The organism is Pedobacter sp. FW305-3-2-15-E-R2A2, assembly GCF_038446955.1.
Taxonomy (GTDB): Bacteria; Bacteroidota; Bacteroidia; order Sphingobacteriales; family Sphingobacteriaceae; genus Pedobacter.
The window spans coordinates 2,501,030-2,526,054 of sequence record NZ_CP151803.1; the positions used below are offsets into that span (position 1 = coordinate 2,501,030).

Genomic DNA, 25,025 nt, shown 5'->3' on the forward strand with positions numbered 1-25,025 from the left:
TCTCTTTCTGATAAATTGGAATATCGGAAAAAGTCGATATATCTTTGTGTCATGAAACAACTAGAAATATTTAAAGCACTTTCCAATAAGACCAGACTGGAGATTCTCCAATGGTTGAAAGACCCTGAGGCCAGCTTTCCGGAGCAGGCGCATGTATCGGGCTTTGAACTTGGTGTTTGTGTGGGGGAGATCCAAAGAAAAGCAGGATTGACCCAATCTACCGTTTCTGAGTACTTATCTATTCTTCAGCGCGCAGGTTTGGTCAGTTCTACCAGGGTAGGGCAATGGACCTATTATAAGCGTAATGACGTTGCCTTTGAGGAGTTGAGTAAAATTATCCAATCCGATATTTAAATAAATAATATATGAATACTGACAGTTTATTCAGACCCTTTAGTCTGAAATCATTAAATATAAAAAACAGAATTGTAATGGCTCCGATGACGCGGTCATTCTCTCCAAATGGAATCCCAACCCTGGATGTAGCTACCTATTATCAGAAAAGAGCGGAAGGGGAAGTTGGGCTGATTCTTTCTGAAGGAACCGTAATCGATAGGATTGCCTCTTCCAATGATGCCAACATTCCTCATTTTCATGGAACAGCTGCATTAGATGGCTGGCAGAATGTGATTAAGGGTGTTCATGCCGCAGGGGGAGAAATGGGTCCTCAGATCTGGCATATGGGAATCATGGACAACCACCATTCAGGATGGCTACCATCTGCACCTTTTGAAGGTCCGTCCGGACTGAACAGACCTGGTTTTAACAATGGCAATACCATGACCGAAAATGACATCACTGAAGCGATTTTGGCGTATGGCCGTGCCGCAGCAGATGCCAAACGTTTAGGTTTTGATACTGTTGAGATTCACGGTGCCCATGGTTACCTGATCGACCAGTTCTTTTGGGAAGGAACCAATTTACGCACAGACGGTTACGGAGGTAAAACTTTGCCGGAGCGCAGTCGTTTTGCGATCGAAGTGGTCAAAGAAGTGCGCAGACAGGTAGGGGAAGATTTTGCAGTCATCCTTCGTCTATCACAATGGAAACCTGCAGATTATACCTATCAAATGGCGAAAACTCCGGAGGAACTGGAAGCCTGGTTAAACCCATTGGCTGATGCAGGGGTGGATATTTTCCATGCTTCACAACGTCGTTTCTGGGAGCCTGAATTTGAAGGTTCTGATTTAAACTTTGCCGGATGGGCCAAAAAAGTAACCGGAAAAGCAACGATCACAGTAGGTTCTGTGGGACTGGACGGTGAATTTTTGGGTGCTTTTGCAGGAGAAAGTTCTGAGCCAAGTTCATTGGAAGAACTGATGCGCCGTATGGATAGGGGAGATTTTGACCTGGTAGCCGTAGGAAGGCCGTTACTTGCAGATCCAAACTGGGTAAAGAAAATCAGAGAAGACCGCAGCAGCGAATTAAAAGGCTTTACTAAAGCCGCACTGAGCCAGTTGGTTTTAGATTAGACAATATTTCTTAAAGTAAAAGGGCTGGTACAGAAATACCGGCCCTTTTTTATTTTATCCGTTTTTACTTAGAAATTCATCAATCTGTGTCCCGATCTGATCTACAACCTCCTGTGGATGTTCGGCCTCATTCCCACCGGATTCATACCAGCCATTGTCATCCCTCATGAGATAAAGGTAAAAGTCTGCACCACCCGCCTGACTTTTAAAATGATACGTTTTATCATCAGAAGTCGTTACCGGCCCTTTCACAATTGTACCCCCTGGCAGCTTCGCCTGAGCATCTAATAAATGCTTTTTTACACCCATGTTTTTTTACCAAAATAGGTATAATAACTGGCAATATTCCTTTTCTTTCCCGTAAATAACAATGTTGAACTTTTGTCAGGAATTTAAATCTTTAAAATAATGTTATTATTTTGGGCAAACACACGAATAAATTAACAGATCATGCGTATTTCCCTTTTTTTGCTGGCTATCCTGTGCAGTTTAAGTCAGTTGGCCATTGCCCAGATTCAACACCAAAGTACGGGCTGGTTGTTTCTTTTAAATAATACCAAAATCAATAAAAAATGGGGAACTCATCTTGATGTACAACTGAGGTCTTCAGATCAGTTTTCTCAATTGAGAAATTTCATGTTCAGACCCGGACTTACTTATTTTATCAATGATAAGAGTGATGTTACCCTCGGTTATTTACTAAACGAAACCTTTATTGACCAGGTAGGCAGGAAAGACCTGCGCCTTACAGAACACCGGATCTGGCAGCAGTACATCTATAAGCATAAAATCAGTACGGTAAATATCAGCCATAGGTTCCGTTTGGAACAACGGTTTATGGAACAAAACGGGGGACAGGATTTATTTGCACAGCGCTTCCGGTACTTTTTTAGAACGATCCTTCCTCTGGGAAAAGGAAAGCAGAATTTTGATAAAGGGCCTTTTGCAGCCTTGCAGAATGAACTTTTCTTTAATGTACAAAATAAGGGAAAGCTGAATGGTCATGTGTTCGACCAGAACAGGGCCTACCTTGCAGCGGGTTACCGCTTCAGCAAAAAGATGGATATTGAAGCAGGTTATTTAAATCAGACCGTAAAGGGATTAAGTCAGAATTCGATGAACCATGCAGTTCAGCTGGCCTTGTATACCAGATTTTAATCGCAATTACGGAAGTTTTTCTTTGATTAAGGCGCTCAACTGCATGCGTTCCGGGAGGCTCATGGAAGTGTCCATCGGGAGATACACCAGCTGTGTTAAGGAAAGCGCATCGGTTTTCTCAGCGGCAGCAGCTGCTGCTGTTAAATTCGAAAGCCTGACGAGGCTGGATGCTTTTGAGCTGGCATCGTAACCATTTGCACGGAGGTGCCTGATCATTTCTTCCGGATGCTGACATTGAATAGGAATCACCCAATTGGTGTTCTTCTGGTTTAAGTAACCGATCTGTACATCGGCTGGAAGCCCGGTCATGACCTCCCTGAAGAGCTTTTTCCTTAAATGGACATGTGCCACTTTAAAAGCATTTAACCTGCGTTCCAGGAGGCGTTTATTTGGCTCAGATGGTCTATACCTTATTTTCTTTAAGGGATCATTTCCGGGAAATCCCCTGGTAAAAGAGGAGAGTACCTGATCAAAATCCTTTCCTCTGGCCATCATGGTGTTGTAAAAAAGAGTATACCACCTTCTATTACCCAGTAAGCTGATGAACATCGCCTTGAAAAGTTTTTTTAAATAAGGGTTGATGCGCTGTTTTGGCAATTGTTCGTTCAGGGCATCTACTTTTGCATAGAGCTCCGGATCATTGAGCTGCAGGATCGCCCCGCTGATGGCGGTATTGGTTTTGATCATTCCAAAGCTAAACATCAGAACCGCCGAATCCGGATGCCCATGGTAACCTTCTCCCTGGAAAGCCTGTGCACAATCTTCGATGAGGATCAGCTGGTTTTTCTTCGCAATTTCCGCGATCTCATTCAGGGGGCTGATTCCACCGAAGAGGTGCGCGATCAGGATTGCTTTGGTGGCAGGACTAATTGCCGCCGCTACCTGTTCGGCATCAATCCCGAGGGTATATTTGTTGACCGGGAGGGGAATGGCGCGGAGTTGATGAGCCGCAAGGATATTAAACATATCCGGAATGTTGATGTCGCTGACCAGAATTTCAGTTCCGGGAGGAAAATTTAAAGCGCTGAGTGTCAGGTCGAGGCCTGTTCTGACCGATAAGGTCATCAGTTGATTCGTTCCCGTTATCGTACTGCGCTGCGCATGTTTTGAAAAAAAGTAACCCGAAATACAGTACCCGATGCCTGCAAAAATATCGGAAAATGGAATGTCTAATTTACCTCTCGGAATCATTTTCTAGTTTTGATGCAAGATAGGTTTAAATAAAATAAAACGTAAATTTACGGCATGAGCACCAGAAGAATCGTATTTATTAAGTATATATTACTATTTCAGTTGAGTTTATCGTTTGCCTTGCCTGCTTCTGTTTTTGGACAGAACGCAATGCAGCGTTTGGATGATAAAATTCTGATTAACCTTTCTGAACACAGAACCGAACAGCGAACCGGTTTCTTTATGTTCTTGTCCAAGCACAATGATGTGGTGAATGTGGGTGTTCCGGTAGCACTATTGGCGGGCGGTGTGATTGCGAATGATAAGGAAATGCGACAGAATGCGCTATATGTAGCCAGTGCTTCTGCAGTGAACGTACTCGCTACTCTTTTCCTCAAAAAGGTCATTAAACGGCCAAGACCATTTAACGGAATGGTGAAGATCAATGCCGTTTATCAGCCTTCTCATTACTCTTTTCCATCAGGCCATACTTCCACAGCTTTTACTACCGCTACTGCCTTATCTCATGCTTATCCTAAGTGGTATGTGATCGCTCCGGCCTATTTATGGGCAGGATCGGTCAGTTTCTCCCGCTTGTATTTGGGCGTGCATTATCCTACAGATGTGGCTGCAGGTGCATTGCTAGGAACGGGGAGCGCATTTTCTATGGGATTTATACGACCTAATAAATAACGCGGTACAGGGCATAAAAAAGAGCAGCATCCAATCAGGTGCTGCTCTTTTCGTTTTATAGAGTTCGTATTTATTCTCCTTTTGTCAAGCCATCTTTTTTAGCTTTTTTCTCTACTTCTTCTGCACGGGCACCACTATCCGGATGTGAGCTCATCATCTTCTGCATGGTGCTTTTTTTATCACCACTGCCTAAAGCTTGTAGCTTTTTGAATGCACTGGCCATTGCCATCACATCATAATTGTGTTTTTTAAGAAAGTCATAGCCAAAATTATCTGCTTCTGATTCCTGTTTACGGCTGTAGCTGGATTCCAGAATGGCATTTGCCATATCGCCAAGCTGACTTTGAGTTAAGGTGTTTACCGCTCCTGATTGAGAAGAGGCAGCATCAGAAATTGCAGCACGCTTATAGGCTGCACGCATGGCATCACGACTGTCGTGATTCTTAACATGACCTATTTCGTGGCCAATGATGGCCAATAATTCCTGATCGGTCATTTTATCCATCAAGGCCGAAAATACACGTACACTTCCATCCGCACAGGCAAAAGCATTGATGTCAACTACTTTATATACTTTGTAATTCAGGCTTAGTCCGTCCTCATTTTTGTGTTTATCGAAAATCTTGTTCAGTCTGATGGTGTAAGGATCCTTCGGGCCAGCCACAGTATTGTGTTCATCCATCCAGTCAACGGCCTCTTTAGCCAGTTTCGCTGCTTCTGCATCACCAAAAGTAGCTGCTTTAACTCCTTTTCCAACTGCGCCAATTGCTTTGCTGTTTAACTTAAATTGCGCAGATGCAGTACCTAGCGTGGCAGCTAAGACCAGGCTGGTAAGGATTGTTTTCTTCATCATAGGTTTTGTTTTTAATTATTTATTAGCGCAAATATCAATCCTTTAATTTGTTTTGAAATAAATTATCCGATATATTCTCCTATGTTTATTTAATTTTATCAAAATAGATAAAAAAATGTTTCCCTGGTTTTGTCGGAAGACCGGTTGATGCCCGGGAAAATAAATAGATCCGAAAAATTTTAGCAGGACTTCTTTAAGTTGTTTAGATTAGTTATGTTTGCTAATATTTGTAGTATTTTAAATTATAGGCATGATTTATGATTTGCCGTTAATTGTAAATACGATCCCAGATTGAACCAGCGATATGACCATAACCGTAGTCCCAATTATAGAACCGGATGTTAAACCGGCAGCGCCTTTAGCTAAAGTGATGAACGAAAGACTGAGCCGTTTGGCGAAGGAACTTCAGGAAGAACACTTAAAAGATTTAGACCATATGGAGCCACTCTTTGAAGATGTGGTGATTTACCTCAGTTACAACAGCAAGTACACCATCCGATGGAAGATTGTGAACGATGTTCCGGAACATGCGATCATTGAAGTTGCCGCTCAGTGCGATAAGCTGGGGTATATCCGTTGGAAAACTGCTACATTGAATTCCTTCAACAGGCAATAGCAATTGTTCCATGGTTATGGACTGTATGGCTACAGGTAAGAATTTAACACTTCCTTAATGTGGCCATCATGTTTCATCTCTAGTTTTGACCCATATTTATGGGGTCCAAAATCACAGCCGTTTCTGAAGATCATGCTCATGATCTTGATCTGAAAACATTTGAGGAGCTTTACCGGCGGATGTATCCCACCTTAAAAAGGTATGCGATCTATCTCGTTAGTGATGTAGAAGAGGCACAGTTGCTGTTAAACGATGTTTTTATTGCCATCTGGAAGAAACGTTTGCTGATCATTGATGAAAAGCCCTACCTGTTTCGTGCGGTAAAAAATGCAAGTCTGAATTACCATAAGCGCCTCAAATCTCCATTTTTAGACCTTGATGATGAAGTCGTTCCTGAGCTTGCAGATCAAAATCCAGATCCTGCACAACATTATCAGGAAAAAGACAGAAACAAAATGCTTTATCAATTGATCGATCAGATGCCGGAAAGAAGAAGGCTCATCTTTTATATGTACCGGATTGATGGATTGAGTTATAAAGAAATCGGCGTATTGCTGGATATCTCTGTCAGAACGGTAGAAGATCACCTCAGTAAAGGCTTCCAGTTCCTGAAGGAACGGATCATGAAACACGAAGCGGAATTCAGGTAACGATTTGTTAACGGAAACTTAACCTCCTGCGGCCCGTAGTCAGGCTGCTTTATCTTGTCTTGTTGATATAAAGCATAGGCATGGATCAGGAAACCTGGAAATTAATTATAGCACATTTATCGGATGAAAGGCAGGAACCCACTGCAACGAGGGTTAAAGAATGGCTTGCGAAAGACCCACTTCACCAGCAGCAGCTGGATCAGGCCCGATGGATTTGGCTGGCGACTGCCGAAATGCCGGAGGATGAAGAATGGAAAGAAAGCTTTAAAGAAATTAACGCGGCCATCTCCGAACTTCGTCAGACTGCGGTAAAAAAGAAACTCTTTCCCTGGATGGCCGTCGCCGCCGTTGTTGCCGGAATGGCCATGTTCCTCGCATTTTATCAGTACCGGAGCATTACCCCTGTGGTACAAAAGGAAAGTACGGTTTGGATCACGAAAAAAGCGGAAGCAGGAAAGATCCTGGCCATCGTATTGCCGGACAGTTCTGAAATCTGGCTCAATTCGGGCAGTAGCCTGAGTTTTCCAAGACATATGAATGCATCTTCCACAAGGACGGTACGCTTGAACGGAGAGGCTTTCTTTAAGGTCAGGTCCAATCCCCGTCAGCCTTTTATCGTTCAAAGTCAACAGATCCGAACCACAGTTCTCGGAACAAGTTTTAACGTCAATGCCTGGCCGGAAAGAAAGGCAGAGGTGACCGTGATGACGGGTAAAGTAGCCGTTTCCAGAGCAGGAACAGGGAAGGGTGCCGCATTGGTTTACCTGCTTCCAAATCAGAAAGCGATTTATTCCCAATTGCAAAACCAGCTGTCAACGGAGCGTATTACCGAGGCGGAGGAGGCGAATGCCTGGATAGATGGCCGGATGATTTTCAACCAGTTGCCACTGGAGTCTGTCTTCGAAATCATGGAGCGGAAATATAAGGTAAACATTCGTACCAGTCACCCTTTCAAAGGCTGCAAGCTGACCGCAAGGTTCGGAAACATCAGCTTAGCAGAAGTGATGGCCACTTTAGAAATCACCCTTGGCATTCAATATACCATCAAAGGACAAACAGTTTTTATAAAAGGAGGTAAATGTAGCTAGACAAAATGGTAAAAAGAAGGCCACAGATGTTGACGCATCTGTGGCCGGTAATCTTAAAATTTATTTTAACCCACAATGATTAAAACAAACAAATTTATGAAAAAGTCAGCAGTGACTAATCAATTAATTTTTAAAGTAATGCGTTTTTTTGTTCTCGTTTACGCAATTGTTTCCCTGATGCTGGTCGCAGGTCAGGCAACACCCCTAAAGGCACAGATCCTGACAGACCGGATCAGTCTGAATTTTAAACAGGGTACCTTAGCTGAATTTCTGAAAGCTGTAGAAAAGAAATCAGAAATCACTTTTGTGTATACCAATGCCGCGCCTTTTTTAAACAAAGAGGTCAATCAGCTGAAAGCTGATAACGAATTGTTAAGTGCCTTGCTAAACAGGGTGTTCAAACCCTTACAGCTCACCTATGTTTCGCTGAACAAACAGGTGATCATCAAAAAAGCAGTTCGCATCACTGGTAAGGTCACTGACGAAAAAGGGCTGGCTATGCCTGGAGTTAGTGTCCTGGAAAAGAACAGTAACAATGGAACGGTCACTGACCTGACTGGGCACTATAGCCTGGATGTCTCTGATAAAAGCGGCACCTTGATTTTTAAAATGATGGGTTATCAGCCTAAGGAACAGGCGATCGCCGAAGGCAATGTCATCAACATCAGCCTGCTTCCTGATGAGACAGGACTGGCAGAGGTGGTGGTTACCGCCTTGGGAATCAAGCGTTCAGAAAAAGCTTTGGGTTATTCCATTGCAGTAGTAAAAGGATCCGATGTAAATACGGTTAAGGAAGTCAATGTGATCAATTCCCTGGCGGGAAAAATTGCCGGGGTAAATGTAGTGAGTACGGGCTCCGATCCAGGATCTACTGCTTTGATTACCATTAGAGGGCAATCTTCCATTGCCACCGACAACCAGCCGCTGTTCGTCGTAGATGGAGTTCCTGTGGCACGTTCCCTCCGGACACCCTCCACTACCGGAAGGTCTTCTGTAGATTATGGAAGTCCGGTGGCCGATTTGAGTCCTGACGACATTGAAAGTGTTACCGTTTTAAAAGGAGCAAGCGCGGCAGCATTATATGGAAGTCGTGCGGGAAGTGGGGTAGTACTCATCACCACTAAAAGTGGTTCCAGTCAGAAAAAAGGATTGGGAATCAGCGTAAATTCCAATGCCATGTACGACCAGGCCTGGTTATTCCCGCATTTTCAAAGTCAGTTTGGAGGAGGGGAATATACCGATGATCCGGATGTTTCGATGGCCTCCTGGGGACCGCGTTTAGATGTAGGTACAAAACACCTGCAATGGAACAGTCCATTGGATGCAGCAGGGAAACCTATACCTACAGATTGGGTATCCCATAAGGACAATGCAAGAGATTTTTTCAGAACAGGCTCCACTTATACCAATAATATCGCTATTACCGGGAAAAACGACAATGGGAATTACAGGTTATCCTTTACCAATATGGAGAATAAGGGAATTGTTCCCAATACAGACCTGAGTCGCAATAACCTGAATCTTGCTGCCACCTATGTTTTACACCCAAAGGTAAAGATCAGCACCAATATCGGTTATGTGAAAAATAAGAGCGACAATCGCCCTGCGGCCTATCGGGAGAGCGTGACGCAGCTCATCTATTCCATGCCTGCAAATATCAACCTTAAGGATCTGGAGAATTATTGGAAACCTGGAAGGACGGGTACGGAACAGTTTTCTGTAGATGATTCTGATAACCCATATTTCGTGGCCTATGAACACCTGAATGCGTACGACAGGGACCGTCTGACCGGAAACCTGCAACTTTCGGTTGACCTCAGCAAAGAGTTAAGCCTGATGGTGAGGACGAGTCTGGATACTTATAATGAAATGCATGAAAATAAAAGGCCCTTCAGTTCCAAGCGTTTTAAGTTCGGTGCGTATACGGTAGACAACAGTTATTTTAAAGAACAGAATACGGATGTGCTCCTGAGTTATAAGAAAAACATCAATTCCGACTGGTTTCTCGGGCTTTCCGCAGGAGCGAATCAGATGAACCAGAGCGGTCGAAGTACGGCACAAAGAACGGAAAGTCTAAGCATCCCCGGTGTATACAACATTAGCAATGCTCAGGCAGGAACGATCGGCAATTCCCAGTACAATTCCCGCAAAAGGATCAATAGTGTTTATGGATTGGGGCAACTTTCCTTCAGAGATATGATCTTTATGGATGTCAGCGGCCGGAACGACTGGTCGAGTACGCTGCCGGAAAAGAACAATTCCTATTTTTATCCTTCCGTTTCACTGAGTGCCATCCTGACCGATGTTTTTAAATTGAAGTCGGACGTGCTTTCTTATGCCAAGCTGCGCGCCAACTGGGCACAGGTAGGTAGTGATACGGATCCTTACCAATTGTACAATACCATTCCTTTTAATCAGGATTGGGGAGATGTAAAAAGGGCAACAATAGAGTTCAACCTGAAGAATAACTTTCTGAAACCAGAAATTGCCACCTCTTATGAGTTTGGAACAGACCTGCGTTTTTTCTCCAACCGCATTGGAATTGAGCTGACCTGGTATAAAACGAATAAGAGAAACCAGATCATTAATATCCCGACAACGATTACTTCAGGTGCTGCGAACCGGTTAATCAATGCCGGTAACATTCAGAATAGCGGATGGGAAATCGGGTTAAATGCGACTCCACTCAATGGAGCGCTGAAATGGGAAATCAATGCCAACTTCAGCAAAAATGAGAACAAGGTCATTGCGCTGATGGACGGACTTCCTGAGTATTCTATGGGAAGCGCCGATGGCGATAACATTCGTTACCTGATTAAAGAAGGAACAAAGATCGGAGATTTTTATACGCCTAGTTATACTAAAATTAAAGAGGGCCCCCATGCCGGAGCCGCATTGCTTGATAAAAACGGACATTACATCAGAAACACGGCGGAATATGTAAAGGTGGGGAATTACAATCCTGATTTTACCGTAGGATTGAACAATACATTTACCTATAAGAACCTCAGTCTTAATGTGCTGGTCGACTGGCGAAAAGGAGGTGATTTTTATTCTTATGTGGTGAAAAGTTTGCTTACCGCAGGGTTGACAGACAATACCATCACTGGTAGAGATGCACAGACAGGTGGTCTTGCCTGGACCGATTCTCAGGGCATCAAAAGAAATGACGGGATGATCATTCCCGGATATATTGCCAATGGGGATGGAAGTTATAAAGAGAATAATGTAGTGATTGCCGCTTCGGATTATTATGACAATACCTATAATAAGTACTATGAGCGCTTAACCTATTCTGCCACTTTTATAAAGCTGCGTGAAGCTTCACTGACCTATACATTTAACAATAAGCTGCTGAAGAAACTTCCGCTGAGCAACCTGTCGGTTTCCCTCATTGGCAGAAACCTGTATACCTGGACGAAGAACGGTTTGGGCTATGATCCGGAAACGACCATGAGCATCAGCGACGGATTTAAACAGGGGGTAGGCCATTGGACTTTACCCGGAACACGTTCTTATGGACTTAAATTAACCGGTAATTTTTAATATCAAGAATGATGAAATTTAACTATAACCCGATCCCGGTACTGTTGGTATGGCTGATGATATTCAGCTCCTGTACCAAAGATTTTAAAGAGATCAATACCAATCCGAATTCTCCGGAAATGACGAATACCGAGTTTTTAATGTCAGATGTTTTACTCTCTACCGCCTATGCTTATCAGGAAAATGCGGTTTCAAGACGTCCGGCATCTGCAGGGCGTTACCTTTCTCTGGTACGCAATACCGGTTATGACCTTTTTGCCTGGGGGCCGGTGGGTTGGGATGATATTTATCAGCGCCTGGCAGTGAATAAAACTTTTATGGAAACGGCGGCCTCAAGAAATGAAAAACAATATATTGCCATAGGGAAAATTATGAAGGCTTTTAATTTTGCCTATCTCAGTGACCTTTATGGCGATATTCCCTATACTCAGGCATTGAAGTCTAAGGAAGAGAACATCATTTATCCGGAATACGACCGTCAGGAAAATATCTATCCTGACCTGTTAAAGGAGCTGGCTGAAGCCAATGAGTTGTTGAAGGGTGCTACTTCCGACATCAATGCCAAAGGCGATGTCTTGTACAAAGGAAAAGCTTTACAATGGAGGAAATTTGCCAATACGCTGCGGTTGAGAATGTTGCTGCGCATTTCCAAGGCCTATGCGCCTGCATTTACTGAAATGCAGCAGATCCTGAACGACAAAGCTGGTTTTCCGGTGTTTGAAAGTGCTGCCGATAATGCCGAAATCGCGTATCTCGGGAACCTTGCTGCCTATAGCTGGCCGGGAGGTCCTCTGGCAATGATAGATTTTGATTACCTGAAAACCAAAGCAAGTAAAGAGTTGGTAGACCGCCTTATTGCCCGTAAGGATCCACGTCTGGAGGTTTGGATTGAGCCGGTAAAGAGCACGGTCGGATCTACTGTTGATGTTAATAAATATGTAGGCGTTCCACATGCGATTGATGCCCCTTCTGCCTATAATGGAGGAGAGGATCACCAGTCCGTTTTTTCTGCTTCTTTCTTCAGGAAAAACGGCGGGGCGGGTAACCCAGCCTTAAAAGCAAGCCTTATTACTTATACCGAGTTGTGTTTTATCCTGGCAGAGGCTATGCAACAAGGCAAAATCACTGTTCCTGGTGAATCTGCCTCGTCGATGTATTATAAAGGGATTAAAGAATCTATGGGAACATATGGTGTGGAAGCGAAGGCAGTTGCAGAGGGGTATTACGATCAGGACATCGTTAAATACAACGGCACATTGGATCAGCTGATGACCCAAAAATGGCTGGCCATGTTGTTTAAGGGGGCTGAGGGCTGGTTTGATCAACGCCGGACCGGATTTCCTGCATTTGTGACTGGGCCTTTGGCTGCCGGAAGAGGCATTCCTAAACGCTATGTCTTTCCCGATTCAGAGAGCGCAAAGAACAACGTAAATTACCAAAAAGCCGTTGGGGTATTTGGCGCAGATCAGGAATACACCCTGATGTGGTATTTAAAATAAATTCATTCTTTCAAATTTCATACTATACAAATGGTACAACATAAAATACAGCTATTCTTCCTATTATTAATGGGTGTAGTTTTTCAGGCTACAGCACAGGATTATGCACCACTTCCATATCCTGACCGTGTGATCCTGACCTGGACTGCAAACCCTTCAAATAGTCAAACCGTAACCTGGAGAACAGATACTACGGTGACTGCAGCGAAAGCGCAAATTAAAGCAGAAGATGCCAGTCCGGCATTGGAAAATGAAGTTGCCAGTTATGATGCTGCAACACGTCCTTTAAGAGGCGGGGCTTATATCACGGCAAATTATCATCAGCTGACTTTCCGGAATTTGAAACCCAATACGGTGTATGCTTACCGGGTAGGTTCAGGGGAGTCCTGGAGCGAATGGTTTCAGTTTACCACAGCTGCGGACAAAGCGGCACCTTTTTCTTTCATCTATCTTGGAGATGCCCAGAATGACATCAAGTCGAAATGGTCAAGAGTAATCCGTAAGGCCTTTTCCCATCAACCGGACGCCCGTTTTATCATTCATACCGGAGACCTGATTAATCGTTCCAATAATGATAAGGAATGGGGAGAGTGGCATTATGGAGGTGGATTTATCAATGGTATGATTCCAAGTCTTCCTTCCCCGGGGAACCACGAATATTTTAGGGATGAAAAAAAGGTGCTGACGCTGGATCCGCATTGGGGCGCACAGTATACCTTGCCGGATAATGGACCTGAAGGCTTGAAGGAATCTGTTTATTATATAGACTATCAGGGCATGAGGGTGATTTCACTGGATTCGCAAATGATCATCCTTGATGAGTCTTCAGCGAAGGTTCAGTATGAATGGCTGGAGAAGGTATTAAAGGAGAATTCTAACCTATGGACGGTGATCACTTTCCACCATCCGATTTTTTCTACCGCGAAGAGCAGAGACAACAAAGAATTCAGAGAGCGGTTTAAACCGTTATTTGACCGCTATCATGTTGACTTGGTGCTTCAGGGGCATGACCATACCTATAGCCGTGGACAAAACCTGCCGCGTGGACTTTCAGGAAGAGAGGCCGGCGGACCGGTTTACCTGGTTTCTGTAGCAGGCCCGAAAATGTATAAGGTAGATGGTGCGAAATGGATGAATGTTTCCCTGGAAAATACACAACTGTTTCAGATCATCCGTGTAAATGGAGAAGAGCTGAATTTTGAAGCCTACAAAACTTCAGGAGCATTGTTTGATGCTTTCTCCCTGAAGAAAAAAAGCAGAACGGAAGCCGCTGTGTTTACAGAGCTGAATCCGGAAGCCGTAAAGCGGTAGCTTTAATTAAAAGGCTTCTTTTCAAAGGGATAACCCAATGAAAAGAAGCTTTTTAATAAAAATAGAAAAACCTTTAGAATATGTTTTTCCCGTAAAATCTGTCCTGAAACTCGGGTATTGGCGCAGACTCCCTATAATATCTATTACAGAGATAAATATGGCTATCTCCATTTTGGCATTTCGACAGGAATTCTCTGAGGTCGCTCCAGGAATTTAGCCGCTCCACATTGAATCCCTTTTATTGCGGCTCGCACTATTTTCGTAACTAATCCGTTTTAATGTTTAATCATCTGATAAAAATTTCTATTTTTAACAAACACAAAAACATAAATGAAAATTCTAAGAACCCGTACACTGATCGTTGCGATAGGGCTATTGACCCTTTCGATGCAGGCTTGTAAAACGAAAAAATTAGTCGCAAAGCCTACACCTCCGGTAGAGACAAAAGCTCCTCCCGTTGAAGAAAAACAACCTGAAAAAGCTCCTGTAGAAGAGAAAGCTACTCCAGCTCCGGAAGAAAAAGCAAACTTTAACTTCAGCAATGTCCAGTTTGAGTTTAACTCTGACGTCCTGAAAACAGCTTCTTTTGAAATTCTGGATCAGGTGGTAAGAGAAATGAAAAAGGAACCAGGAGTAAAGTTGACTTTAAATGGTCATTCTTCTGCGGAAGGTACTCCGGAACACAACATGTCTTTATCTGTGGATAGAGCAAACTCTGTAAAATCTTACCTGGTAAATGCCGGTATTAATGGTGGTAACCTATTGATCAAAGGCTATGGAGCAACAAAACCGGTTACGCCGAACACCACAGAAGAAGGAAAAACTTTAAACCGTCGTGTAGAATTTAAAGTAAATCCATAATTGCATTAAAATAATAAGGGCAGGAGAGTGGACTAAGGGGCCAGCGGAAGACTAAAGTAAAAAGTTGAGCCTACACCGATTTCACTCTCCACCCATATTTTGCCGCCATGATGCAGCAAAATTTCGGCACAAAGATACAGGCCGATTCCAAAGCCTGAAATGTTTTGTGTGTGTTTGGTCTCTACCCTGTAGAAACGTTCAAACAGCTTCTCAATGGCCTGAGGCTTGATTCCCATTCCTTCGTCTTTTACGCTTACCTCCACAATACCTTCATGTGGCTGGCAGTGGACTTCTATTTTTTTGCCTTTGGGCGAATACTTGATGGCATTGCTCAATAAATTCGAAATGACAGATCCGATCTTTTCACGGTCTGCATAAATACTGACCGGAAGACATGGGGATAAAGTTAGGGTATGGTGTTGTAAAGTAGGTTTTGTCTCCTCCATAATTTCCCTGATCAACTGATCCAGATCGAAAACCTCCATGTCCAGGTGGATCTTTCCTGATTCCAGGCGGGAGATATTCAGGAAACCGTTGATCATAGTACTCATCTTTTTTACCTGTACATGCGCTTTTTCCAAAGAAGTAGAGGTAAAAGCATCTTCCATTTTCTTCGTTTTTGCGATCAGGAGCTGCAGGTAACCGTTGAGGGAAGTCAGCGGTGTTTTTAGCTCATGACTAACCATACCTATAAAATCATTCTTGCGCATTTCATCCTGCTTTTGCTCGGTGATGTCGAGTGTCAGACCTGAAAAATGGGCGACATGCCCGGCAGTCCGCGGGTAGAGTTTCCCCAGGGCCCTGACCCACCTTAGGGTCTGGTCATGATATCCGATAACAGGATGCTCAATGCTATAGCTTTCTCCGCTTGCAATGGCCTGTTCTACCGCAAGCCTGACCTTGTTTCTATATTCTTCGGGAATCTGATTGATCACCGCATCATAAGAAACTTCCTCATGAGGATAATATCCATACAACTCCTTCATCCTTGAAGAAGGAATAAAATTCCTGGTGTTTACATCCATATACCAGGTGCCCACATTGGCTGCTTCGATGGATAAGCGCAGCATTTCTTCTGCCTGTTCTACTTTTTTTCTCGCAATGACCTGTTCTGTGATGATATTGGCCACGAGCACAATCCCGTTCGTTTCTCCATCCGCATTTTTTAAGGGTTGATATACAAAATTAGAATAGATCTCTTCCAGTTTATGGTTTTGCTCGAGAAAGGCTTTGACTTCATTTCCATAAAATGGTTTTCCTGTGGTAAATACAGTGTTCATGATCTGGAGAAAGGGCTGGTCTTTTAACTCCGGGATCGCGATATGAAGTGGTTTTCCAATTACTTCTTCTGTCTTACCCCAAACTTCCAGAATCTTTTTATTGGCCGCTTCAATGAGGAGTTCTTTGCCTGAAAATAGGGCGATGGCTACCGGTGCATCGGCCAGCATATACCTCAATCTGGATTCACTCTCTGCAAGTTCAGTGACGGTCTTTTCCATTTTTTGTAAAGTATTCACTTTTTCGGTGGTCTCCGAACAGATCACCAGGACGCCACCGGGTCTACCCGGGCCATCATCAACTTTACTGTAACTAAAGGTCCAGTAAACATCCTCCAAACGGTTGTTGCGGTAAATAGGGATGAGCTGATCTTCACTCCAGGTAGCTGCTCCACCGGAAAGGACCTGATCGATTAAGGGTTTAATGACCGGCCAGATCTCCGGCCAGCATTCTTCTCCAGGCTGGCCTAGTGCTTTTGGATGTTTGCCCTCATTGCCCAGACTCGGTCGATAAGCATCGTTATAAAACTGGATCAGTTCTGTTCCCCACCATAAAAACATGGGAAAGCGGGATTTTAGCATAATGCCAATGGTGGTCAGCAAGCTCTGAGACCAATGTTCCGGAGGACCCAACACGGTTTTAGACCAGTCGTAGGAACGGGTAAGGGCTCCCATTTCACCGCCACCATCAAAATAGCTCTGATGAAGTGTTTGAGGAGGGGTCTCTGGAGATAGCTGCATATACTAAGATCTGAAAGAAAACTTAAATAAACAAGGTGATACCAGCTGGTAATATCCCTTGTTTTTCCCTCGGTTTTTAGCCGTTGCTTATCCGCCTTTTAACTGTTCTATCCCTGTTCTATCCGGGGTTTATCTGAAGCAGTTTCCAATCTTTTGCGGTACTGAAATGAGTTTTTTACAGCATGTTCCATTCCAGATATTTCGCCGGATCATACCACAAGGTTTTCAAACTTTTTCTGCTACAGCTTTACCTGAAAAATGTCAACAAAAAAACTACCTGTCGGGGGGAAGCCAGGTAGTTATAAATTATAAGTACTAATGTATCCGAGAGTGTTAATAGAAAGAGAAAGAATAATCCTGCGCTTTGAAGACCGTCCTGATAAAGAGTACACTGGATACGGTTGCATTTCTGATTATTTTTGCAGGTTTTGCCTGATACTGATAACTGGCAATACCTGTCGTCCATTCTGTGTTCATTTCCATTTCAAGACTGAACAGGTCATCATTGTCTTTATCTGCAAAGGTATCTCCTTTAAGGCTGATCAATATTCCTGGAGAATTCGGGAGGGTTTTATAATTTCCATGGATTTTGAAACAAAGATTTGACTCTCTGCCCAATTCCTTTATAATCAGATTTGCGGTTCCGGAAAGGGAGCCAGCGCTGCTTTTTGTCAGACTGAGCTGAAGTATGGGTTGAAATAAGCCCTCACTGATGATCCGGAAATTTAAGCTGCCTGCTGCAGTATGAATTGATTTTGATACCATTTTAAATGAGCGTTTCTATAGTACTAAGTTACAGGACCTGGCTTATCTGGTTGCGCGCGGAAATACCCGAATGAATAAACAGGTATAAATACCCCCTTTTTGGGATTAATTAAAACTAAAACTAGGTTTAACCGTTCTAAATTGATATATTCTTCGATGAAACAAAAGCTACCTCTTCCACTCTGGACCATTGCTGCACCCATTTTAGCCTGGGTTGCCTATTTTGGTATGTCCCTCGATCTGGGTAATCTTTATGCTATAATTCTTGCCGCAGCACTGATTGGAGGTGTCTTGGCGGCTGTTCACCATGCGGAAGTCGTGGCGCATCAGGTAGGCGAGCCTTATGGAACGCTTTTACTGGCACTGGCAATTACTGTGATTGAAGTCGCATTGATTGTCTCGCTGATGCTGACTGGCGGCCCCGAAACTGCCGCCCTTGCCCGTGATACGGTACTGGCAGCGGTGATGATCATCCTGACAGGGATTATCGGAATGTGTCTGTTGGTTGGAGGTGCAAGATTTAAAGAACAGGTTTTTAGTTTACAAGGAGTGAGTGCGGCTTTAGTTACGCTAACCGCGATTATGGTTTTGACCTTAATTCTGCCTAATTATACCACCAGCAGACAAGGGCCTGAATATAGCCCCATTCAGTTAGGTTTTGTGGCCATTATATCTCTGGTCTTATATGGAACTTTTGTGTTGGTACAGGCGGTGAGGCACCGCGATTTCTTTCTTCCTCCGGAAGCAGATGGAGACGAGGATGTCCATGCGGATCCACCAGGTAAAAAAGTGGCCCTGTTGAGTACTTTATTGCTATTGGTTTGTCTGGGGATCGTGGTCTTACTTGCAAAAGCACTGGCGCCAGATATAGAAAATGCAGTATTGAACGCCGGAGCTCCAAAATCTTTGGTAGGAGTGATCATCGCGGCAGTCGTATTGTTGCCGGAGGGGCTTGCTGCGTACAGGGCCGCCAGGAAAAACCGTTTACAGACGAGTCTTAACCTGGCATTGGGCTCGGCGCTGGCCAGTATTGGCCTGACTATTCCTGCGGTCGCGATCGTTTCCATGGTTACCGGAATGACGATCACGCTGGGAATTGACATGAAATCAACGGTGTTGTTGCTGCTTTCTCAGTTTACCATCATGCTTTCACTTGCAACAGGGCGAACAAATATCCTGCAGGGAGTTGTGCTGCTGGTCATTTTTGCAGTTTACCTGTTTACGATTATTGCGCCCTGATGCGGTCATAAATTGCTTACTTAACCGGCTCCCTTAAAATGGTTCTCAACTTTTCGGGCGCTGTTTTTCGAAAATCAGAAAGGTAAATTTCATGATGGAGCCCATTTCTCTCCAATTTATGTAGTTGTATGAACTCCATCATTTTTTGCAATGTTTCCGGTTCATTGGCAAAAGGACCAGTATGGAGCATCTGTACCGATTTTCCTTCTGTCATTTGGAAGAATGTTATTTCTTTAACGAGTGATATTTGTTTTTTATCCAGCACTTGCCGGATCGCAATGTCCACCTGCGTAGCAGTCACAAATTCCGGCATCCGGATCATCGTTCTGTAGCGCCATTCTGCTCTGGGGACTTTAACTGAGGCTTCTGCCATGCTCAATTGCGGATATTTACTTTCGTCAAAACTCCAAAGGCCTTCCAGCTTTGCTACGGTGAAATCTTTACCTAGTGCTTTAAAGGCAAACTTAATCGCGTAAGCTACGGAATACAGTGCCTGTAACTTATCCGCATATTGCTGACCGGAAGGATCTCCAATCCCTTCGATCGATAAAAAAGATGCTGCGGGAATGTTGATCAGCTCTGGCTGATTGGTCGCGGTATAATAGGCTTTATACGCTTTTGTTAAATCTAATTTTTCCATTTTTCGTTGTTTTGCTGTGCTAAGCTATCCGGGCAAACTGACAACCCTATGGCAGTCTGCTCAAAAAAACTGATATAATGTGTAGATTTACCCCATGAAAAAGGAAACCATCGCAGGATATGTAGAGTTTGATGCCATTATTCTTAAAGACTGGATCGCCAATGGCGTGAATTACATCAAGCTTGTCAACCTGAATCTGAGGGGGGCTATCGAGGCTTTCGAATTGATTCCTAATTCTGAAATGCCGGAAACCGGAGACCTCATTCACCACATTCATTCTGAAGATGTGAAAGACCTTTTGGAGAAAATGGAAAAGATAAAATTTTTAGTCCACGAGATCTATCTGGAAGAAATAGACTAAGAAAAACCACCGCGGTCAACGCTTCGGATTCGCCTGATGTTGCTGCTTTTTTTCTCAATATTCTTTATACTAATCGCTTACAAAACACACTGTACTAAGTGTACTTATTTCCACTGTTTTTTCAGTAAAGAATCTGTCATAAATTATCCACAGTTTTCCACCGGTGTTGATAATGTTTAGAATCTGTCTAAACATTATTTTGCATTTTTGAACTCCGATAAAACCTCCTCAAGAGGCCTGAAATAACATTAATTCCTAAGAAATGAATACTAAAAGAATAATCAAATTCGAAAAAGACGACTGCAGCCCATGTAATATGGTCTCTGAATATCTGGACAGAAAAGGGGTGGTTTATGAAACCATCAATCCTTTTAATCAGCCGGAACTGGCGATGCAATTCAGGGTGCGTTCGGTGCCTACGGTAATCCTGTTGGAACAGGAGCAGGAGCTTTCCAGAGTGATTGGTTTTAAGCCGGAAGAGTTGTCTGCATTGACAGCAGTTTAAAGTTGATTTTATTGGCTGCCTCATGACCTGGATTTATTACGATAGCAAGACTGGCAATGTGGAGCGTTTTGTGAACCGCCTAAAGCTGCACCGCGATTGGAAGATTCAAAAGATTGATCAGGTCTCTTTACCTATGGAGGAAGGACACCTGATTACCTATACGACCGGATTTGGGGAAGTACCTGTTTCGACGATGCGCTTTCTGGAAGAAAACAGCAGCTCCATTAAATCAATTTCTTCCAGCGGAAATAAAAACTGGGGTCCCAATTATGCCTTGGCAGCAAAAAAAATCTCTACACTTTTTAAACTGCCGGTGCTCCTGCAGTTTGAGCTTTCCGGTACCGGAGATGACATTCAAAAATTTATAGAAAATATAGAAGGCTAAAGATATGGTAACTAAAAAATGGATCTTGTTGAACAATGAGATCATGGTTAAAAAGGACGACGAATTCAGCCTCCACAAAGATAAAGAAGCGGTTCGTTCTTATTTCCTGGACTACGTAAACAAAAACACGGTTTTCTTTTATACGTTAAAAGAGAAAATCGATTACCTGATTGAACAGGAATACTACATAGATTTCTATCAGTGGTATAGTTTTGAGCAGATGGAAGAAGTGTATGACCTGGTTTACGCGAAGAAATTCAGGTTCCAATCTTTCATGAGTGCCTTTAAGTTCTTCCAGAGCTATGCTTTAAGAGACGATAGCGGAGAGAAATTCCTGGAACGTTATGAAGACCGTGTGGTGGCAGTATCCCTGTTCCTCGGTCGTGGGGATGTCGCTCAGGCCAAACAGTACGCAGAAATGCTGATTAATCAGGAGTACCAGCCTGCCACACCTACTTTCCTGAACTCCGGTAAAAAGCGTTCCGGAGAACTGGTTTCCTGTTTCCTTGATGAAATCGGCGATAACCTTAACGGAATTGGCTATGCAATAGATTCAGCGATGAAACTTTCTTCTATCGGCGGTGGTGTTTCTTTTAACATTTCCAAAGTCCGCGCAAGAGGAGAGTCCATTAAAGATGTGGAAGGACGTGCAGGAGGAGTATTGCCGATCATGAAAATTCTGGAAGATACCTTCTCTTATGCCAATCAGCTGGGACAACGTCCGGGAGCCGGAGCGGTTTACCTGAATGTCTTTCATACCGATATTGAAGAGTTTCTGGACTGCAAAAAGATCAACGTAGATGAAAAAGTAAGGATCAAATCCCTTTCTATTGGCGTGATCGTTCCGGATAAGTTTATGGAACTTGCCGAAAAGGATGAAGCTTGTTATTTGTTTTACCCACATACCGTATATAAGCAGTATGGCAAATACCTGGATGAGTTGGATATGGACGAGATGTACGAAGAACTCCTGACCAATTCTTTAGTGAAGAAAAAGAAAATCAATGCCCGTCACCTGATGGTGAAAATTGCGCAAACCCAAAAAGAGAGTGGTTATCCTTATCTGTTCTTTAAAGGCAATGCGAATAAAGGTCATGCGCTAAAAGAGATTGGAAACATTAAGTTTTCCAACCTTTGTACAGAGATCATGCAGGTATCCGAGGTTTCTGACATTGAGATCTATGGAAAAGAAGATCAGATCCGTTATGGAATTTCCTGTAACCTGGGTTCACTCAACATCGCTACGGTAATGGAGAATAAAAGGGTGAAAGAAGCGGTTTCTACTGCCATGCGCTCCTTAACCATCGTTTCTGATATCACCAATATTGCAATGGTGCCTTCTGTACAGAAAGCAAATAAAGAATTGCATAGTGTGGGGCTTGGTGCCATGAACCTACATGGTTTCCTGACCAAGAATTTCATCATGTATGAAAGCAAAGAAGCACTGGATTTCTGTAATGTCTTCTTTATGATGGTCAATTTCTACTCTATTCAGAGTTCCATGGAGATTGCCCGGGAGCGAAAAGAAACCTTTGTCGGTTTTGCCGAATCAGAATATGCAAATGGAAACTACTTTGCACAATACCTGAGCAAAGATATTGCTCCGGTGAATGATAAAATCGCTGCCTTATTTGAAGGAATGGAGATTCCTACCGTGGCAGACTGGACGGCATTGATGAACGAAGTGAAAACACATGGTTTGTATCATGCCTACAGACTTGCAATTGCACCTAACCAGTCTACTTCTTACATTATGAATGCAACCGCCTCTGTGATGCCGGTGGTAGATGTGATCGAGGTGAGAGAATATGGAGACAGTACGACTTATTATCCGATGCCTTACCTGGATAACGACAATTATTTCTTCTATAAATCCGCCTACGATATGGATCAGAAGAATGTATTGAGACTGATCTCTGTGATTCAGAAACACGTAGATCAGGGGATTTCTACCATTTTACATACCAATACCAAGGACAGTACGCGTGATATTGCGAAGTATTATATCTATGCGCATAAAATGGGACTTAAATCCTTATACTATACCCGGACGCGGAAAGCTTCCATTGATGAATGTGTATCCTGCTCGGTTTAGTCCTCAGGAAGATCAATTACCTTATTAAATTTATAGATGAATCAATATAAAGCAGTAAACTGGAACACCCCTGAGAATGATTATGCCGGCATGTTTTGGGAGCAGAACCTTCGTCAGTTTTGGGTGGATACCGAATATATTCCTTCTAAAGACATCGATAGCTGGAAGTCTTTAACGCCTGAAATTCAACAGGCCTACAAAAGAGCATTAGGTGGCTTAACCTTGCTGGATACGCTGCAAAGTCATACCGGAATGCCGAAGTTGCTGGACCATATCGATGGCCTGCAAAATAAGGCAGTGTTGTCCTTTATGTGTATGATGGAAGCAATCCATGCCAAGTCCTATTCTACGATCTTTACTACAGTAAACAGCACCGCAGAGATCAATGAATTGTTTGAATGGGTGGAAAGCAATAAACTGTTACAGTTTAAGGCTGCAACGATAGATAAGTTCTACAGAAATCTCGATGCCAATAAAGTGAGTGATGAAACGCTGTTTATGGGATTGGCGGCCTCTGTATTGTTAGAGTCCTTCCTGTTTTATAGCGGTTTCTTCATGCCTTTATGGTTAGCCGGACAAGGACAAATGGTGGCCAGTGCAGACATCATCAAAAAAATCGTAGCTGATGAATCTATTCACGGCGTTTTTGTCGGCTTACTTGCTCAGGATGTTTACAAAAAGCTTCCAAACCCGGAGAAAAGCAAGGAAGAACTCGTGAAACTACTGATGGAACTTTATGAAAATGAATTAAAGTATACAGATGAGTTATATACTGAAGTAGGGCTTACTGCGGATGTAAAAGAATATGTGCGTTACAATGCAAATAAGGCCATGATGAACTTAGGTTTTGAAGAGTTATTTGAAGTAAAGGCGGTGAATTCTATTGTCTTAAATGGCTTAAATGTAGACACTACACAACATGATTTCTTCTCCAAAAAATCGACGAACTACGAAAAAAGTATGGAAGTCGTTTACCTGAGGGATGAAGATTTTCAGGTAGAAGCGGATCCCGTGTTTTAAGGCGGATCAATTGCGCATCACGATCCCGTTTTTACGCCTGTTTTTTGGCGTAGAAACGGGATTTTTTTGTGTTCAATATGCCTGTGGTCAGGATTTAAAGTGATGAAGATCATTCCTTTATGTTGCATTAATGCGGATCTTTATGTTTTATTATTAAAACATATGGTGATGAAAACGATGCTGATCCCGACCGATTTTTCTCCTGCAGCGAATAATGCTGCTCATTATGCTTTTCAGCTTGGAAAAAGTATAAAAGCAAGTTTGAAGTTGTGTTATGCAGTTACCCTGCCTGTAGAAGCCTCCATGGGACAACAGGTGGCCTGGCCTTTAATGGATTATTCAAGTCTGCAAAAGGAAGGAAAGGAGGAATTACGAAAGTTGTCAGTCGAGCTGGAAACAAAAAACAGTTCGGTAGTTCCTGATGCGATTGAGCAACCCCCGGTTCATTATACCGCGGAAATTGGAACGCTAACGGAGGTTGTAAAACAGCAATTGAACAAGGAAAAGGCAAATATGGTGGTCATGGGCACTTCCGGAGCAGGGGCATTAAGCCGTTTCTTCTTAGGGAGCAGCAGCAGGGAACTGATGGATCATGCGGACTTCCCAATTCTATTGGTCCCACCCGGAGCGGAATTTCAGGGGATAAAAAAGATCGCATTTGCCACCGACCTCAGCGGGGGAGATATTGAATTAATCCATTCCCTTAGTCTTTTTGCGCGGCTCTTTAATGCCGAAATTCTAATTGTTCACGTGAGCCCGGCTGGTTTTGATTCCGATGTTCATCAGGATAAGATCGATGCTTTTCTGAATGAGGTGACCTGTAAGGTCAACTATCCGAAAATTTACTATCGCCATGTGAAAGACATGGGAGTGGATGAAGGCTTAAACTGGCTTACCCAACATGTAGCTATAGATTTACTGGCTATGGTTCACCGCAGACATCATTTCATGCAGCGCATATTTGAAGGTAGCCGGACCAAAAAAATGGCCGGCCACCTGAAGCTCCCCCTGCTTATATTTCCTTCTGAAAGTCCGATTTTCCTTTAAACGGTTAAGAAATCAAAAACTGAATTCTTTCAG

24 protein-coding genes are annotated in these 25,025 nt (G+C 43.3%); 18 read left to right on the forward strand and 6 right to left on the reverse strand.

All coding sequences use genetic code 11. From position 1 onward, the window contains the following. The first annotated feature begins 51 nt into the window (after nucleotides 1–51). Both AAFF35_RS10450 and AAFF35_RS10455 read left to right on the forward strand, forming a co-directional pair. Nucleotides 52–354, forward strand: a complete 303-nt coding sequence (locus AAFF35_RS10450; RefSeq protein WP_342332402.1) for a metalloregulator ArsR/SmtB family transcription factor — start codon at nucleotides 52–54, stop codon at nucleotides 352–354. Between the two features lie 11 nt (nucleotides 355–365). Then, nucleotides 366–1,472, forward strand: a complete 1,107-nt coding sequence (locus AAFF35_RS10455) for an NADH:flavin oxidoreductase (RefSeq protein WP_342332403.1) — start codon at nucleotides 366–368, stop codon at nucleotides 1,470–1,472. 54 nt (nucleotides 1,473–1,526) lie between these two features. Here AAFF35_RS10455 and AAFF35_RS10460 read toward each other — a convergent pair whose 3' ends face one another. Then, a complete protein-coding gene (locus AAFF35_RS10460; RefSeq protein WP_342332404.1) occupies nucleotides 1,527–1,781 on the reverse strand; it encodes a hypothetical protein in 255 nt (84 codons plus the stop codon). A 141-nt stretch (nucleotides 1,782–1,922) separates the two neighbouring features. Between AAFF35_RS10460 and AAFF35_RS10465 the strand changes: the two genes are divergently transcribed. Then, complete coding sequence (locus tag AAFF35_RS10465; protein WP_342332405.1) at nucleotides 1,923–2,630, forward strand: DUF2490 domain-containing protein; 708 nt, start codon at nucleotides 1,923–1,925, stop codon at nucleotides 2,628–2,630. A gap of 6 nt (nucleotides 2,631–2,636) precedes the next feature. Here AAFF35_RS10465 and AAFF35_RS10470 read toward each other — a convergent pair whose 3' ends face one another. Beyond that, nucleotides 2,637–3,821 carry a DegT/DnrJ/EryC1/StrS family aminotransferase gene (locus AAFF35_RS10470; RefSeq protein WP_342332406.1) on the reverse strand — a complete coding sequence of 395 codons (1,185 nt, stop codon included), beginning with the start codon at nucleotides 3,819–3,821 and terminating at the stop codon, nucleotides 2,637–2,639. A gap of 54 nt (nucleotides 3,822–3,875) precedes the next feature. On the opposite strand from AAFF35_RS10470, the gene AAFF35_RS10475 reads away from it, so the two are divergent. After that, nucleotides 3,876–4,493 carry a phosphatase PAP2 family protein gene (locus tag AAFF35_RS10475; protein WP_342332407.1) on the forward strand — a complete coding sequence of 206 codons (618 nt, stop codon included), beginning with the start codon at nucleotides 3,876–3,878 and terminating at the stop codon, nucleotides 4,491–4,493. A gap of 70 nt (nucleotides 4,494–4,563) precedes the next feature. Here the strand turns inward: AAFF35_RS10475 and AAFF35_RS10480 are convergent, their stop codons facing one another. Next, nucleotides 4,564–5,346 (reverse strand): M48 family metalloprotease, encoded by a 783-nt coding sequence (locus AAFF35_RS10480; RefSeq protein WP_342332408.1) that lies wholly within the window; start codon nucleotides 5,344–5,346, stop codon nucleotides 4,564–4,566. Between the two features lie 304 nt (nucleotides 5,347–5,650). On the opposite strand from AAFF35_RS10480, the gene AAFF35_RS10485 reads away from it, so the two are divergent. From AAFF35_RS10485 to AAFF35_RS10515, 7 genes are all read left to right on the forward strand, one after another. Further along, on the forward strand, nucleotides 5,651–5,962 hold the full coding sequence (locus tag AAFF35_RS10485) for a hypothetical protein (protein WP_342332409.1): 312 nt from the start codon (nucleotides 5,651–5,653) through the stop codon (nucleotides 5,960–5,962). Nucleotides 5,963–6,060: 98 nt separating this feature from the next. Further along, complete coding sequence (locus tag AAFF35_RS10490; RefSeq protein ID WP_342332410.1) at nucleotides 6,061–6,612, forward strand: sigma-70 family RNA polymerase sigma factor; 552 nt, start codon at nucleotides 6,061–6,063, stop codon at nucleotides 6,610–6,612. Between the two features lie 80 nt (nucleotides 6,613–6,692). Beyond that, nucleotides 6,693–7,700 carry a FecR domain-containing protein gene (locus AAFF35_RS10495; RefSeq protein ID WP_342332411.1) on the forward strand — a complete coding sequence of 336 codons (1,008 nt, stop codon included), beginning with the start codon at nucleotides 6,693–6,695 and terminating at the stop codon, nucleotides 7,698–7,700. A gap of 96 nt (nucleotides 7,701–7,796) precedes the next feature. Beyond that, a complete protein-coding gene (locus tag AAFF35_RS10500) occupies nucleotides 7,797–11,246 on the forward strand; it encodes a SusC/RagA family TonB-linked outer membrane protein (protein ID WP_342332412.1) in 3,450 nt (1,149 codons plus the stop codon). Between the two features lie 8 nt (nucleotides 11,247–11,254). Then, entirely contained in the window at nucleotides 11,255–12,745 is a 1,491-nt protein-coding gene (locus AAFF35_RS10505; protein ID WP_342332413.1) for a SusD/RagB family nutrient-binding outer membrane lipoprotein, read from the forward strand. 30 nt (nucleotides 12,746–12,775) lie between these two features. Continuing rightward, nucleotides 12,776–14,056 (forward strand): metallophosphoesterase family protein, encoded by a 1,281-nt coding sequence (locus AAFF35_RS10510; protein ID WP_342332414.1) that lies wholly within the window; start codon nucleotides 12,776–12,778, stop codon nucleotides 14,054–14,056. 330 nt (nucleotides 14,057–14,386) lie between these two features. Continuing rightward, nucleotides 14,387–14,917 (forward strand): OmpA family protein, encoded by a 531-nt coding sequence (locus tag AAFF35_RS10515; RefSeq protein WP_342332416.1) that lies wholly within the window; start codon nucleotides 14,387–14,389, stop codon nucleotides 14,915–14,917. Between the two features lie 32 nt (nucleotides 14,918–14,949). Here AAFF35_RS10515 and AAFF35_RS10520 read toward each other — a convergent pair whose 3' ends face one another. After that, nucleotides 14,950–16,935: an ATP-binding protein gene (locus tag AAFF35_RS10520; protein WP_342332417.1), complete on the reverse strand. Its 1,986-nt coding sequence runs from the start codon at nucleotides 16,933–16,935 to the stop codon at nucleotides 14,950–14,952. 333 nt (nucleotides 16,936–17,268) lie between these two features. Continuing rightward, on the reverse strand, nucleotides 17,269–17,700 hold the full coding sequence (locus tag AAFF35_RS10525; RefSeq protein ID WP_342332418.1) for a hypothetical protein: 432 nt from the start codon (nucleotides 17,698–17,700) through the stop codon (nucleotides 17,269–17,271). A 156-nt stretch (nucleotides 17,701–17,856) separates the two neighbouring features. Here AAFF35_RS10525 and AAFF35_RS10530 point away from each other — a divergent pair, with 156 nt between their 5' ends. Further along, complete coding sequence (locus AAFF35_RS10530) at nucleotides 17,857–18,939, forward strand: ionic transporter y4hA (protein ID WP_342332419.1); 1,083 nt, start codon at nucleotides 17,857–17,859, stop codon at nucleotides 18,937–18,939. Between the two features lie 16 nt (nucleotides 18,940–18,955). On the opposite strand, the gene AAFF35_RS10535 is transcribed toward AAFF35_RS10530, so the two are convergent. After that, the gene (locus AAFF35_RS10535) at nucleotides 18,956–19,579 is read right to left on the reverse strand and encodes a GyrI-like domain-containing protein (protein ID WP_342332420.1); all 624 of its coding nucleotides are present in this window, start codon (nucleotides 19,577–19,579) and stop codon (nucleotides 18,956–18,958) included. 94 nt (nucleotides 19,580–19,673) lie between these two features. Here AAFF35_RS10535 and AAFF35_RS10540 point away from each other — a divergent pair, with 94 nt between their 5' ends. The 6 genes from AAFF35_RS10540 to AAFF35_RS10565 all read left to right on the forward strand — a co-directional run bounded on the left by AAFF35_RS10540 (nucleotide 19,674) and on the right by AAFF35_RS10565 (nucleotide 24,992). Then, complete coding sequence (locus tag AAFF35_RS10540) at nucleotides 19,674–19,940, forward strand: hypothetical protein (RefSeq protein WP_342332421.1); 267 nt, start codon at nucleotides 19,674–19,676, stop codon at nucleotides 19,938–19,940. 262 nt (nucleotides 19,941–20,202) lie between these two features. Next, a complete protein-coding gene (locus AAFF35_RS10545; protein ID WP_342332422.1) occupies nucleotides 20,203–20,445 on the forward strand; it encodes a thioredoxin family protein in 243 nt (80 codons plus the stop codon). Between the two features lie 22 nt (nucleotides 20,446–20,467). After that, a complete protein-coding gene (gene nrdI, locus AAFF35_RS10550; RefSeq protein WP_342332423.1) occupies nucleotides 20,468–20,830 on the forward strand; it encodes a class Ib ribonucleoside-diphosphate reductase assembly flavoprotein NrdI in 363 nt (120 codons plus the stop codon). A 4-nt stretch (nucleotides 20,831–20,834) separates the two neighbouring features. Then, on the forward strand, nucleotides 20,835–22,925 hold the full coding sequence (gene nrdE / locus AAFF35_RS10555; protein WP_342332424.1) for a class 1b ribonucleoside-diphosphate reductase subunit alpha: 2,091 nt from the start codon (nucleotides 20,835–20,837) through the stop codon (nucleotides 22,923–22,925). 36 nt (nucleotides 22,926–22,961) lie between these two features. Then, nucleotides 22,962–23,945, forward strand: coding sequence for a class 1b ribonucleoside-diphosphate reductase subunit beta (nrdF, locus tag AAFF35_RS10560; RefSeq protein WP_342332425.1), 984 nt, complete (start codon nucleotides 22,962–22,964; stop codon nucleotides 23,943–23,945). 168 nt (nucleotides 23,946–24,113) lie between these two features. Further along, nucleotides 24,114–24,992, forward strand: a complete 879-nt coding sequence (locus AAFF35_RS10565) for a universal stress protein (RefSeq protein ID WP_342332426.1) — start codon at nucleotides 24,114–24,116, stop codon at nucleotides 24,990–24,992. The last annotated feature ends 33 nt before the right edge of the window (nucleotides 24,993–25,025 follow it).